At 65.5% G+C, this 13,076-nt stretch carries 10 protein-coding genes; 4 read left to right on the forward strand and 6 right to left on the reverse strand.

The window, feature by feature from the left end; all coding sequences use genetic code 11:
- Window positions 1–68 precede the first annotated feature (68 nt).
- The 6 genes from ACFWAY_RS16155 to ACFWAY_RS16180 form a co-directional block, all read right to left on the reverse strand.
- Window positions 69–452: a DUF1937 family protein gene (locus ACFWAY_RS16155; RefSeq protein WP_378511227.1), complete on the reverse strand. Its 384-nt coding sequence runs from the start codon at window positions 450–452 to the stop codon at window positions 69–71.
- Between the two features lie 337 nt (window positions 453–789).
- Window positions 790–2,037, reverse strand: coding sequence for an NAD(P)/FAD-dependent oxidoreductase (locus tag ACFWAY_RS16160; RefSeq protein WP_378511228.1), 1,248 nt, complete (start codon window positions 2,035–2,037; stop codon window positions 790–792).
- Complete coding sequence (locus ACFWAY_RS16165) at window positions 2,034–3,482, reverse strand: NAD(P)/FAD-dependent oxidoreductase (protein ID WP_378511229.1); 1,449 nt, start codon at window positions 3,480–3,482, stop codon at window positions 2,034–2,036. The genes ACFWAY_RS16160 and ACFWAY_RS16165 overlap by 4 nt, the downstream gene beginning before the upstream one ends.
- Window positions 3,479–4,909, reverse strand: coding sequence for an FGGY family carbohydrate kinase (locus tag ACFWAY_RS16170; protein WP_378511230.1), 1,431 nt, complete (start codon window positions 4,907–4,909; stop codon window positions 3,479–3,481). Before ACFWAY_RS16170 ends, ACFWAY_RS16165 begins: the two co-directional genes overlap by 4 nt.
- On the reverse strand, window positions 4,906–6,423 hold the full coding sequence (locus tag ACFWAY_RS16175; protein ID WP_378511231.1) for an amino acid permease: 1,518 nt from the start codon (window positions 6,421–6,423) through the stop codon (window positions 4,906–4,908). The genes ACFWAY_RS16170 and ACFWAY_RS16175 overlap by 4 nt, the downstream gene beginning before the upstream one ends.
- Before the next feature lie 93 nt (window positions 6,424–6,516).
- Entirely contained in the window at window positions 6,517–7,281 is a 765-nt protein-coding gene (locus ACFWAY_RS16180; protein WP_378511232.1) for a DeoR/GlpR family DNA-binding transcription regulator, read from the reverse strand.
- 541 nt (window positions 7,282–7,822) lie between these two features.
- Between ACFWAY_RS16180 and ACFWAY_RS16185 the strand changes: the two genes are divergently transcribed.
- The 4 genes from ACFWAY_RS16185 (at window position 7,823) to ACFWAY_RS16200 (ending at window position 12,962) form a co-directional block, all read left to right on the forward strand.
- On the forward strand, window positions 7,823–9,082 hold the full coding sequence (locus ACFWAY_RS16185; protein ID WP_378511233.1) for a nitrate/nitrite transporter: 1,260 nt from the start codon (window positions 7,823–7,825) through the stop codon (window positions 9,080–9,082).
- The gene (locus tag ACFWAY_RS16190; RefSeq protein WP_378511234.1) at window positions 9,075–10,565 is read left to right on the forward strand and encodes an FGGY-family carbohydrate kinase; all 1,491 of its coding nucleotides are present in this window, start codon (window positions 9,075–9,077) and stop codon (window positions 10,563–10,565) included. The genes ACFWAY_RS16185 and ACFWAY_RS16190 overlap by 8 nt, the downstream gene beginning before the upstream one ends.
- A complete protein-coding gene (locus ACFWAY_RS16195; RefSeq protein ID WP_378511235.1) occupies window positions 10,565–12,085 on the forward strand; it encodes a M81 family metallopeptidase in 1,521 nt (506 codons plus the stop codon). The genes ACFWAY_RS16190 and ACFWAY_RS16195 overlap by 1 nt, the downstream gene beginning before the upstream one ends.
- Window positions 12,086–12,182: 97 nt before the next feature.
- On the forward strand, window positions 12,183–12,962 hold the full coding sequence (locus ACFWAY_RS16200) for a DeoR/GlpR family DNA-binding transcription regulator (protein ID WP_378511236.1): 780 nt from the start codon (window positions 12,183–12,185) through the stop codon (window positions 12,960–12,962).
- The last annotated feature ends 114 nt before the right edge of the window (window positions 12,963–13,076 follow it).

Here is a 13,076-nt window from a genome sequence, read left to right on the forward strand (position 1 = left end):
GGCGGCTGCCGGGTACTTCACCTGAGCATGGACGATTCCCTGCGCGTGCCCATCACCTGGGTCGGGGGTCAGCGCGAGGCGACGGTGACGGTGTCCTGGTCGAATTCGTGGGACACGTTCGACCACAGGCTGACACGGCGGCCGCGGGTTTCAAAGAACGTGATTTCGCGCTTGATGCCCGAGCTCTGGTCCCAGCCGGGTAGGTCGAGGATGATCAGCTCGTCGAGCATGTCCATGAACACCTCGTCGACGGGCGTCCACAGGGCGCCGATCTCGGTTTTGTCCTTGCCTTCGAAGGTCAGGTTGATCGGGTGGGACATCGACACCTGGCTGAAGACGGCATTGCCGGATTCGATGATGGTGGCGGCCACCTTGTTCGACTCGATGAACCGATCGTGGGTGACCGAGGGGTCGGTGTGGCTGTAGGGGCAGGCCAGGAAGATCTTCCTCATGTTGTTCCTTTCGGTGGGGGTGGGTGTGATGTTCTGCGGGCAGAGTGATGACTCGCCAAGTCGGTACAGGGCGTGGCAACCGACTGCAATGGCGGTGGGATATCGAGTGCAGTCCGCAGGTGCGCTTCGACTCCGTCTGCGGTGACGCGTCACGCCTTCGATAGGGTCGTCGGATTGAGGGGGAGATAACGCGGTCGCCGTGCGGAATGGTTCGTGATCAATCCACTTTTATCGGATCATGGTGCAGTGCAACGTAGTCGATATCTCGAGCGTTCTGTTGGTACGGGGCGGGCTGGACCGCGCAGACCAGTCCAGCCTGCCCCGGGTTCGAGGGGAATCAGCCGAGCGAGACGGTGACGGGCCCGCCGCGGGTGTCGGCCTTGTCCAGGACGCTCGAGGGCACCCGGAAGACGCGGCCGGGCGAGGCCGGCCACAGGAGGGTCTTGCGGGCGATGATCTTGCCGTCTTGTCGGACCACGATCTTCGGGATCCGCACCAGGGTGTCGGTCCACAGCAGCAGCCGGTTGCGGGCGGGGGCGCTGTCGCCGGGGCGGAGCACTCCGGGGGAGATCCACCGCAGTGGAGCATCCGTCAGGATTCGGACACCGTCGTGTACCGGTGGGCGGCCGCCGAGGTAGTTACGGACTGATTCGGTCACGTGCCGGCCGTCGAGGGCGGCGATGTCGGCGGTGTCGACGGGGTGGAGCAGGTTACCGATGGCGAAGACCCCGTCACGGCTGGTGCGGAGCGCGGTGTCGACAAGGGGGCCTTTGGTTTTCGGATCCATGTCGAGGCCGGTGATGCGGGCGAGTTCGTGGTCGGGGATCCAGTCGCCGGTCAGGACCAGGGTGTCGCAGTCGATGATTTGGCGTTCCCCGGTGTCGATGTTCTCGATTTCCACCGCCCGCAAGGCGGGCTTACCGATGATGTTGGTGACCCGGGTGCGGGTGGCGACGTCGACGCCCAGGATGGGGGACTTGCCGGCGAGGTTGAACACGCCGTAGGACTCGGGCGAGGGATACGTCGTGGTCATCAGGGCGGTGCTGCATCCGGCGTGCTTGAGGGTGAGCACCGCCGACCAGCTGACCAGCTCGCCGCCGACCACCACCGCGCGTGTGCCGATCTTGCGGTGGTGGAGGTGGACCAGGTTCTGCAGCTGCCCGGTGGTGTACACCCCGGATGGGCGGTCCCCGGGGATCATCCGGGCGGGGCGGGGGCGTTCGCGGGCCCCGGTGGCCAGGATGATGGCGCGGGCATCGACCGTCAGGCGTCCCTGTGGGGAGGTCACTTCGAGGGCGCGGTCCCCGGCCCAGCCGGTGACAGTGGCGTTGGTGCGGATCTGGGCGCCGGCAGCGGTGGCCTTGTCCACGAGCTTGCGGGCGTAGGCGGGGCCGGTGATGAAGGTCTTCATGTCCCGAATGCCGTAGCCAAGGTGGTCACAGTGCCGGGGGATGCCGCCGGCAACCGATTCGCGGTCGAGGACGAGGACGCTGCGGGACCGGTCTCGGGCCAGTTCGGCCGCCGCGGTCAGTCCTGCTGGTCCGCCGCCGACGATGGCGACGTCGGTGGTCACAGCGGTGTTCATCGTCCGATCTCCTGCTTCATCGTGCCCGTCTGGGGGGCGCTGTTTCGTTCACGCCCGCAGGGCGTTTGTCCGCGCTGGTCGAGCAGGCTCTGTACCTCCGCGCCGCAGAAGAATCCCTGGCAACGGCCGTTCATCACGCGAGTGCGGCGCCGCAGCCCTTCGAGCCCGGACGGGGGGATGACCGAGTCGAAGGCGTCGCGGATCTCGCCCTTGGTCACGCGCTCGCAGAAGCACACCACCTCGCCGTAGGCGGGATCGGCGGCGATCTTCTTCTCGTCCTGGTAGGGGCGGGTGAAGGATTCGCCGATGTTGGGCATCCGCGGAGGTGCGGGCAGCTCGGATCTGGTCACCAGTTTCAGGCCGGCGTCCTCGAGCCGATCCCGAACACACTCGGCGACAGCCATTCCCGAGGTCAGTCCGGTCGAGCGGATGCCGCCGACGAGCAGGTAGCGCTGGTCGGAATCCGCTTCGATGAGGTAGTCGCCGTGGTCGGTGGCCGCGCGCAGGCCGGAGTAGGTGGCGGTGACCTCCTCGTCGAGTAGCTGCGGCATCAACTTCCGGCCCTTGTCGAGGAGGAAGTCGAAGCCGGCCTGCGAGGTGCCGGTGGCGGTCTTGTCGTCGAGGTCCTCGGCGGTCGGGCCCAGCATCACGTTGCCGTAGATGGTGGGGGAGACCAGCACCCCTTTGCCGCGGGCGGTGGGAACCGGCAGGACGATCTTGTCGACGAGCGGACGGGCGAGCTTGTCGTAGACGAGCAGTTCGCCGCGGCGAGGGGTGACGGTGAACCGCTTGTATCCGAACTGTTCGTCGAGGACGTCCGCGCCGAGTCCGGCGGCGTTGACGACCCACTTCGCCTGCACCAGGCCACCGCCGGTGTGCAGGGTGGTCACCTCGTCACCGACCTCGATCGCACCGACGGCGTGACTGGTGAGCAGGGCGGTACCGCGGTTGACGGCGTCGGTGGCCAGCGCGAGGTTGGTGGTCCAGGTGCAGATGATGGACTCGTCGGGGACGGTCAGGGCGCCGAGGGCCCCCTCCCCGAGGTGGGGAAGCTGAGCGTAGACGGCGTCGGCGTCGATGATCCGGCACTTCTTGTAGCCGTTGGCCTCGGCCTTCTTCTTGAGCGAGGGCAACGCGTCGAGCTGTTCCTGATCCCACGCCACCAGCAGGGCGCCGGTGTGCTCGACGGGGATGCCGGTCTGACCGGAGTACTCGGAGAGCAGTTCGTAGCCGCGGCTGACCATCTTCGATTCGAGGGTGCCGGGCTTGGCGTCGAATCCGGTGTGCAAGATGGCGGTGTTGGCCTTGCTGGTGCCGTCACCGACATCTGCGCGGGCGTCGAGCAAGGCGACCGAGAGCTCGTAGCCGGCGAGTTCGCGTGCGATCGCCGATCCGACGATGCCCGCCCCGATGACGACTACGTCGTGGACTGGCGGGGTGTTCACAATGACTCCTGAGAGTTGTAGGTGGTGGCGGCGAGCTCGCGCCATGCCGTGCGGAATTCGGCGGCCCGGTCCGGGCCCCATTGCGGTTCGTAGGTCGAGGCGGGATCCCAGGCCGGGACGACGTCACGCACGCCGCGGCTGGGGTTCAGGGACAGCTCGGCCAGGGCGGCGGCGCCGAGCGCGGTTGCGTGCGCGGAGGGATATACGTCGACGGGAATTTGCAGGATGTTCGCGGTGGCCTGCATCAGGACCTTCGACTGGGTCAGGCCGCCGTCGACCCGCAGCCGCACCAGTTCAGTGCCGATGTCGGATTCGATCGCCGACATCAGTTCGCCGACCTGGGCGGCGATCCCCTGCAGAACGGCGAGGACCACGTGCCCGCGGCCGGTCGAGAGCGTCATCCCCGCCAGCGACGCGGTGGCATCCGAACGCCACCACGGCGCGGCCAAACCGGCCAGTGCGGGCACGCACAACACCCCGTTGCTGTCGGCCGCGGCGACCGAGTCCAGGTCGTGGGCGCTGTTGATGATCCCCAGCGAGCACAGCCACCGGATGGCGGAGGCCGCGGTGTAGACCTGCCCGTCGATGCAGTAGGAGGTCGTGCCCCCGGTGCGCCAGGCCACCGACGAGGTCAGTCCGGAACCGGACCGTACCGCGCTGGTGCCGGTGTTGGCGAGCAGGAATGCGCCGGTCCCGAACGTGCACTTGGCCATTCCCGCATCGAGGCATCCCTCGGCGAGCAGGGCGGCCTGCTGATCGACCACCAGGCCACCGACCGGGATGTCGCCACCGAACGCCGACGTCGTGCCGACCAGGGCGTCGTTGGCGACGATCTGCGGGAGGCGTTCGCCTTCGAGGCCGAATAGTGCCAGCAGCTCGCCACTCCAGTCGACTCCGTCGAGGTCGACGGCCAGTGAGCGGCTCGCGGTCGAGGCGTCGGTGACGAAGGCGCCGGTGAGCTGATGGATCAGCCAGCTGTCGGAGGTGGTGACCACGCCTGCGGTCTCGACGTTGCGGCGCAGCCAGGCCATCTTCGGGGCGGAGAAGTACGAGTCGAGCACGAGCCCGGTGCGGGCGGCGATCTCGTCCTTGTGGGGGTCGAGGTCCCGGCACAGTCCTTCGGCGCGCCGATCCTGCCAGACGATGGCCTGCGTCAGCGGCTTGCCGGACCGCGGGTCCCATACAAGGACGGTCTCGCCCTGGTTGGCCAGGGAGACGGCGTCGACGGGGCGGCCGGCGTCCGCGATGGCGGTGCGTCCGGCCTGCAGGACCGATTCGAGCAGTTCGCCCGGATCCTGCTCGACGCCACCACCGTTGAGGTAGTGCGGGTGGATCGGGACTTCGGCGACCCCGACCACTCCTTCCTCGGGGTCGAGGACGACCGCTTTGGTGCCCGAGGTGCCCTGGTCGATGGCGAGGACGGTCATTTCGCCGACTCCAATCCATTTTCTTTGGTTGCGGTGGCGTCGAGTTCGGCGTCGATCGACCGCATTTCAGGCATACGCAGGCCGTGGGTCCCGCGAGTGAGCAGGAGGAATCCGAGGTAGAGGCCCCCGAGGACGACCATGACCAATACGTACAGCCACGGGTCGCGGAACGAGGCGTCGCGGAAGAGGGACAGTTCGAACACCAACCATACGACCGAGACGACGAGGACGGGAATTTCCCAGCGCCCCAACTGGAATCCGTTGGTTGGGGGCAGTGAGCGCCGCTTGACGATGTACAGCGCGACGGTGACGGCGTAGATGATCGACGGCAACAACGTTGCGGCGGCGAACAGATTGAACAGGGCGTCGGTGCGGGTGGAGAAGATCCCGAGGATCAGTGCGGCGACGACGGTGACCAGGACGGTCGCATTGAGCGGGGTCTTGAACCGCGGCGAGACCTTGTGCAGGTACTGCCAGGCAGGGAAGCGCTCGTCGCGCGACATCGCCCACACCAACCGCACACCGGTCATCAAGATGACCAGCCCGCAGGCGAAGATGGCGACCGCGACCAGCACCAGCAACGCGGTCCCGACGTAGGAGCCCAGCACCGAGCGGATGACGTCGGCGACCGGTGTCCCGGACTGCGCGAGCGCGACCGGGTCGTCGGTCAATGCGGTGACCGCGAGCAGGAGCAGAAAGCCCAACCCGCCGGAGGCGAGCACGGCCTGCCACATCGCCCGCGGCACCACGACCTCCGGCCGTTTGGTCTCCTCGGCGAGGTTGGCCGCAGACTCGAAGCCGACGATGGTGAACGCACCGAGCAGAAATCCCATCATCCACGGCCCGGCCGAGGTGGCGGTACCGAAGCTCCAGTACCCCTCGGCGGGGATGTCCCCACGTTCGAAGAGATTGCCGACGTTGAGTTTGTGCGCGACGACGCCCACGATCAGCAGCAACGCGACCAGTGCCACCATCCCGATCAGTTCCGCGGTGACCGCGAAATTGTTGACCCGCTCGGTCCATTTGGTGGACAAACCCACCAACAGGCCCTGCAGGATCAGCACGATGCCGGTGATGACGAAACTGGTGGTGGGGGTGCCGTGGAACTCGAACAACGCGGGCAGCACGGTGGCGGCGACGGTGTAGTCGACCGCCACTACAACGATGGCCAAAAAGGTGAACGAGATCCACCCCGTGATCCATCCGAGCACCGGATTGGCCAACCGCGACACCCACTGATAGGCGTAACCGGTCACCGGGATGCGGGCGGCGAGAGACCCCAGGACCAACGCGACCGCCAGCTGTCCGACGACCACGATCGGCCACGTCCAGATCCCGAGCGGACCAGAGGTAGTGAGCACACTGCCGTACGTGGTGAAGATGCCGGTAGCGATGGAGACGAACGCGAACGCAACAGCGAACGAGGCGAACCGGCCGGTAGAGCGCTCGAGGGACTCGGTATAGCCGAACTCACCGACACCAGCGGAATCTGAGGGTGTGGAATGATGACTCATGGATCGTCTTTCTGACTGGAGTTGGGTGTTCGATCCCGCGGGCGACGCTGCAACGTCGCCCGCCTTCATTTCGGGCGGTGGCTTCCGCCGCACTCACGCCGTCAAGATCACCCCGCCGGCGTCCTCGAATGCCTGGGCAATGTCCTGTGCCACAGGGAAATCGGTGATCAGGCCATCCAGGTTGTCCAGAGTGCACACCCGGTGCGGAGCCACCCGGCCGATCTTGGAGGAATCGGCGAGCACGTAGCTGTGCGCGCTGTTGGCGAGGATCGTCTTGCGGACATCGACCTCGTCGAGATGGAAATCGGTCAATCCGATCTCCGCGTCGAGCCCACCGGAACTGACGAACGCCAGATCGGCATACAAATCGGTGAAGAACGCCTTGGCGTGAGCATTCGCGCACGCCAGATCGCCTCTCCGAACCCGACCGCCGCAGACCAGCAGGTCGATGTCGGGACGCTCGGCGAGCTCCGCGGCAACCAGCAGTGACGGCGTCGCGACCGTTCCGCGGAAGCTGTGCGGAATCGCACGGGCGACCTCGACCGCGGTCGTGCCGATGTCGATCACGATGGTTTGACCGGTTTGAATCAAGCTGACCGCCGCCTGGGCGAGTTCGGCCTTGGCTTCGTGTTCGAGCTGTGAGCGCTCGGTGAAGGACGGCTCCTCACCGCCTCGGGCCACGACACTCGCGGCCCCGCCGTGCACCCGCCGGAGTGTGCCGCGTTCCTCGAGCAACGCGAGATCACGCCGGACAGTCTCCTGCGAAACGCCCAGCAGCTGCACCAGCCCCTCAGTGCTGACCACGCCGGCGGAATCGAGAGCGTTCACGATGGCCTTGTGGCGTTCAACGGGAAGCATCTGTGACCGTCCTTGTGGATGACTGACTGGATATGACTGCAAGTGTGCTATTTCGCCCGTCTGCAGTCAACCCGAAAATGAGAACTGGGCCACACGAGGACCGAACCTGTTGCACGTGACACCGCATCGCTCGCGGTCAGGCCCCGATTACGGGCACGGTCTGGGCCCGGCAGGAGTGCGTGCGTGAACCCGAAGCGTGCGTGAGGGTCGTCTCGAGCGGTGGGGCTCCGACAGGCCGTGGATGATCGACGACTGGGCCGTCACGGAAGGTGTGCACTCGGTGGCGGACGCGGAAAGAGTTGCGCTCCGCCGTGCGAAACCACCCGGGAAACCGAAGGCCAGTGTGGCGCGCACCACGACTTAAACGCACAAATTCCCACAAAAATTGAATGATTTCCCACATGGGCCGAGGATTGATGTGACCTGGAAAACAGTGCAACCATCCGCACGATGCGCTTCACATAAGGCCTCGATTGCTGGTGGATGCATTCCCATCACCGGTGGTACCGATATCCGCCGGTTCGGCAGAGGATCATCGAACATGACTAGAACCAGTCGGTCAGGACAGACCGCAGCGCTTGTCGGAACGACACTCATGCTCTCGCTTGTATACATGTCGCTGACCTCGTGGTCCGTGGCCGTCAACGAACTGGCCACCACCTTCGACCTCACACCCGGCAAAATCCAGCTCGGGTCCGCAGCGCTCATCGCCGGGTACGCGATCGGGGGCTTCGTCCAGGGCAAGTGGATTCCGAAGCTCGGGTGGAGGCGAATGTTCCTCTACGTGATCACCGCATTTCTGATCGCGTCGGCGCTCATACCGGTGATACCGAGCTACCCGGTCATCCTGGCGCTGCGCTTCGTGCAGGGCTGGGGATGCATGGTGGTCCTCATGTGCGCGATCGTCAGCGCCTGGTATCCAGTCAAGAAGCGCGGCCTGGCGGTCGGCATCCTGCTCGGGGCGATCGGACTCGGATCGGCGCTCGGCGGATACCTGACCGGGTTACTGAACCCAGTCCTGGGCTGGCAGGGCACATTCTGGGTCATCACCGCACTGACCGTCGTCGGAGCCATCGCCTTCCTCGCCCTGGTCAAGGACGCGCCCCCGCTCGACGAGGAAACCGCAGTCGAAGCCACGACATCGGAGACCGCATCCCATCGCAGCGTGTACACCGACCCGCGGCTGTGGCTGCTGGGCGCCGCAACATTCTGTTGCTTCTTCAACTGCTACGGCATGTATGCCTACCTGGCCCAGTATCTGTACTCCATCGGCTTCTCTTCGGGTGCGGTCGGCACAGTCGTGCTACTCAACGGCTTGATCGCGGTCGTGTCGACGCCGTTCGGCGGATGGGTCTCGGACAAGCTGGTCCGGCGGATGGGCCCCCTACGCGCCCGCACCTTCACCAACGCCTGGATCGCACTGTTCGTCGGAGCCGTTGGCTGCGCACTCATTCCCCACCTTGCCCCGCTGAGCTTCGGACTGGCGCTGCTCGTTGCGGTCATCGCAGGCTGGGGTGTCCCAGCCACCAACGGTCCGGGACTGTCGCTGCCCTCGGACCTGCTCGGCTCCGCGGCCGCCGGCCCAGCCGTCGGCCTCGTGATCCTCATCGCCGGCGCCGGCGGCATCATCGCCCCGGTGTGGGTGCCGATGCTGGCCGAGTCCTACGGATGGACCGTGGCCTGGTACGTCACCGCGGCCGCCGCAGTCATCGGCCTGGTCATCAACCTCGTGCTCGGCGCCCGACGTCGAGTCACCCCGAACGTCGTCGCACCCAGTAACGGAGCCGAGATCAATGCCTGAATATGTGATGACCTTCGACATCGGAACCTCGTCCCTCAAGGCTGCGCTGATCGATCGCACCGGACGCATCATCGCCGAGGGAGGAGCCACCTACCAGGTCAACCAACCCCATCCAGGGTGGGCCGAACAAGATCCCGAGGAGATCTGGGAGCACGTGTGCGCGACGAGCCAGGCGGTTCTGCGGCGCAGCTCGGCCAGCCCCGTCGACGTACACGCGGCGGTTTTCGTCGCCCCGTGGAAGAACATCATCGGTGTGGACGCCGACGGCAACGTCGTCCGCGACAGCATCATCTGGATGGATTACCGAGCAACCGAACAGGCCGCGCGGCTGAACGCCACACACGGCTCGTTCGTCGGTACCGGCCAGGAGTTTTGGCCACGCCTGATGTGGATGAAGGAGAACGAGCCCGACCTGTGGAGCCGCTCCGACCACATTCTCGGTCTCAACTCGTTTCTGAAGTTCCGAGCAACGGGCGCGATCGGTACCGAGCCGTCCGACGATCTGATCCGGTCGCAAAATCCGAGACTGAACGACTACTACGCGGCCGTTCTCGAGTCGGCCGGTCTGACCGAGGATCTCGACAAGTTCCCGCCGGCCACGGAGGCGACGGACGCGGTCGGCACGCTCACCGCCCGCGCCGCCGAAGGGCTGGGGCTTCGGAAGGGCACGACGGTCTTCGGTGGTTTCGGCGACCTCGTCGCCATCACCTGGGGCGTCGGCCGAGCCCAGCTCGGCGACGCGCACATCTACTTCGGTACCTCCTCGTGGCTCGTCAGCCTCATCGAAGACCGTTTCCAGCTCGACGCGCCACAGTACTTCTCCGTCAACAGCAAGACCGAGGGCGCCACGTTCGCGCTGCAAACCGGGTGCCTCGCTCTCGACTGGCTCGTCGACCAGCTCTACCGCGTCGAACGGTCCGTCCTCAACGGCGACATCTACAGCCTGATCGGAAAGGACGTCGAGGAAGTCCCACCCGGCAGCGACGGCGTGCTGGCCACCCACTGGCTCACCGGCGAACTGGCCCCATTGTCGAAGAACTCCAAAGGCATGTTCATCAACCTCACCACCAGCACGGATCGCCGGCACATGGCGAGAGCGATGATGGAAAGCGTCTGTTTCACCCACCGCCGCAATCTGGACGACTACGCGCGGCGAACCGGTACCCGACCGGAAACCATCCGCGTCGTGGGCGGCGGAGCGGTCAGCGATGTCTGGATGCAGATCCTGGCCGACGTCCTGCAGATCACGGTGCAGGTTCCCGACGCTCCGCGATACACGGGAACCCTGGGCGCCTTCTACTGCGCCGCACTGGGTCTGGGCTGGATCCAAGACCTCGACGCCGTCGCCGACGCGGTGCGCATCCAGAAGCAATACCAGCCGAACCCCGCGAATCGTGACGTCTACGACCGCAACTACGACACCTACCTCAAGCTGCACGACGCACTGCAGGACGTGCACACCGACCTGAACGGAAACTACTGATGAAGATCCTGCTCACAGAATTCCGGCAGGAGAGCAACTCCTTCAACCCCACACTGTCGAGCCTGGAGTTCTGGCACCACACCGGCGAGTACGAGGGGCAGGCAGTCCGCGACACCTTCACCGATCAACCCTGTGCGATCGGAGGATTTCTTAAAGCCCTCGACGAGTCATCACTCGAGCCGGAGGTGATCTGCGGAACCGTCATGGCCAGTCAGAGCGGAGGCGTAGCCGAGCAGGCCGTCATGGACCACTACCTGAGTCGACTGATTCCGCAGATCGAAGCCAACCCCGGGCTCGACGGAATCTTCGTGTCGTTTCACGGTGCCCTCATGACAACCGATTTCGACGACCCAGAAGGCGAAATCACCAAACGCATCCGCGCACTCGTCGGGAACGACACGGTCATCGCCGTCGCGACCGATCTTCACGCCTACATCTCACAGACGCTGGTCGAACACGCCAACGTGATCCTGGGGTATCTCACCTACCCCCATGTCGATCACTTCGAAACTGGCTACCGCACAGCACGAATCGGGATCGACGCCATCGCCAGCGATGTTCGCCCGGTCACCGCGTGGGTACCCATCCCCATGATCGCGCCCGCAGCGTCCTACAACACCCTCGATGGGGCATTCAAGGAAGTCATCGACCACGGACACACCTTGCGCGACGCCGGCAGCATCCTCGACTTCACCGTCTACCAGATGCAACCCTGGCTGGACATTCCCGAACCGAACTCCGCCGCGATCGCGGTCGCGGACAACGCCGAGGACGCAGCCAGGTACGCGACCGAGCTAGCCGAGCTCCTCTACGGAAAACGATACGAGTTCAAGTCGAGCCTGGCCACGATCGACGACGTCATCGCCCTGGCAAAAGACACATCCCAGCCGAAGCCGATCATCCTCGTCGACTCCGCGGACTCCTGCAATGCGGGCGCATCCGGCGACAACATGGCCGTCGCCGAACAGATCCTCGCGATCGGCGGAAACATCCGCGCCGCGTCCGTCGTCAACGATGCTCCCGCCGCACGCAAGGCACACGAGCTCGGCGTCGGTGCCACCGCCGAGTTCACCCTGGGGGCCACCAGAAACCCGGCGTCGACGTCGATCACCGGCGAGGCGAGGGTGAAGTCACTGCACGACGGCGTCTTCCGCCAGGAGGGGCCCGCCGGACGCGGCATGACACAACGCATCGGACGCACCGCGGTCCTGACCTTCGGCAATCTCGATGTCGTGGTGTGTGAATGGATGGCCGGCAACGGCGACCCCCAGCTCTACCGGGCACACGGCATCGAACCGACGCTGTACGACCTCGTCGTGGTGAAGGCCTCGACGTCGTTCCGGGCCGGCTACAGCGCCTTCGCCGGCGCCATCGTCGAAGCCGATACACCGGGCGCGGCCAGTTCGGACCTGATGCGTCTGCCGTTCACCAGGCTGCCCACAACCATCTATCCGTGGCGCGACGATCCCGCTCCGGAATGGACCGTCACCTACGCGCCAATCGCCGGGCGGCGAGCATAATGTGACGTGCCGCGTGTGGTTGCGCCGCACTCACCCGTGGGGGTGGGTGCGCGCAACCACTCCGCCGGCGCCCAGTAATGATCGAAAGGACGGTCGAGTGTTCTCGCAAGATCGGCACCGACAAATACTGGCGCAGGTCGAGGCGAATTCCACCCTGTCGGCGTTGGATGCCGCCAGAGCGCTCGGCGTGTCGACCGAAACCATCAGACGCGACCTCGCCGAGCTGGAGAATCGGGGGCTCCTCCGGCGCGTACACGGCGGCGCAGTCAGCCTCACCAAACCCCCGGCGCCAGAACAACCTCACAACACCAGAACCACGATCAACGCAGCCGCCAAGCGCACGATCGGCATGCTCGCCGCGCAACTCATCACCACCGAGCGCACCCTGTTCATCGACGCGGGCACCACCACCCAGCAGCTCGCCCGCGCGATCAGCCGAACATTCATCGGGACCGTCGTCACATCGTCGATGTTGGTCGCCACAGAACTGCTTCGTTCCGAACGCGTCAAGGTTCTGGTCGCACCCGGCTTCGTGCAGTTCGAGGAGCCCTCGCTCAGCGGCACCGTCACCAATGAGTTCCTCCGCAATTACCACTACGACCTGGCCTTCATCAGCTGCAGTGGTATGTCGGGAGGCCGCGGCGTGACCGACTACAAAGTCGACTACGCCTCCCTCAGTCGGACGGTCATCGAGAACTCCGACCGCAACGTCCTGCTCGCCGACAGTTCGAAAGACGGACGAATAGCCGATGCCGTGGTGTGCGATTGGGAACCGATCGCTGACCTCGTCACCGAAAAAGCGCCCAGCGCAGACACAACTGGCGCCCTCGTCAAAGCCGTGACGAACGTTGTTTATCCACGACCACGCAAAGGCTGACTTCAGGCCTTGCGCTCAACGGGACTGAGAACCGGTGAACCCGGAGTTCCGGTGGAGGGGCGGCAGCGAAGCATGCAGCGCCTGTCAGCCTGCGTGACATTGCGATGTCCCGCT

It is taken from the genome of Rhodococcus sp. NPDC059968, from assembly GCF_042738615.1.
Taxonomy (GTDB): Bacteria; Actinomycetota; Actinomycetes; order Mycobacteriales; family Mycobacteriaceae; genus Rhodococcus_F.

Bases quoted from the DNA above. Each gene is read 5' to 3' on its own strand.
- ACFWAY_RS16155 (WP_378511227.1), bottom strand. From the start codon at position 452: ATGAGGAAGATCTTCCTGGCCTGCCCCTACAGCCACACCGACCCCTCG.
- ACFWAY_RS16160 (WP_378511228.1), bottom strand. From the start codon at position 2,037: ATGAACACCGCTGTGACCACCGACGTCGCCATCGTCGGCGGCGGACCA.
- ACFWAY_RS16170 (WP_378511230.1), bottom strand. From the start codon at position 4,909: ATGACCGTCCTCGCCATCGACCAGGGCACCTCGGGCACCAAAGCGGTC.
- ACFWAY_RS16175 (WP_378511231.1), bottom strand. From the start codon at position 6,423: ATGAGTCATCATTCCACACCCTCAGATTCCGCTGGTGTCGGTGAGTTC.
- ACFWAY_RS16180 (WP_378511232.1), bottom strand. From the start codon at position 7,281: ATGCTTCCCGTTGAACGCCACAAGGCCATCGTGAACGCTCTCGATTCC.
- ACFWAY_RS16185 (WP_378511233.1), top strand. From the start codon at position 7,823: ATGACTAGAACCAGTCGGTCAGGACAGACCGCAGCGCTTGTCGGAACG.
- ACFWAY_RS16190 (WP_378511234.1), top strand. From the start codon at position 9,075: ATGCCTGAATATGTGATGACCTTCGACATCGGAACCTCGTCCCTCAAG.
- ACFWAY_RS16195 (WP_378511235.1), top strand. From the start codon at position 10,565: ATGAAGATCCTGCTCACAGAATTCCGGCAGGAGAGCAACTCCTTCAAC.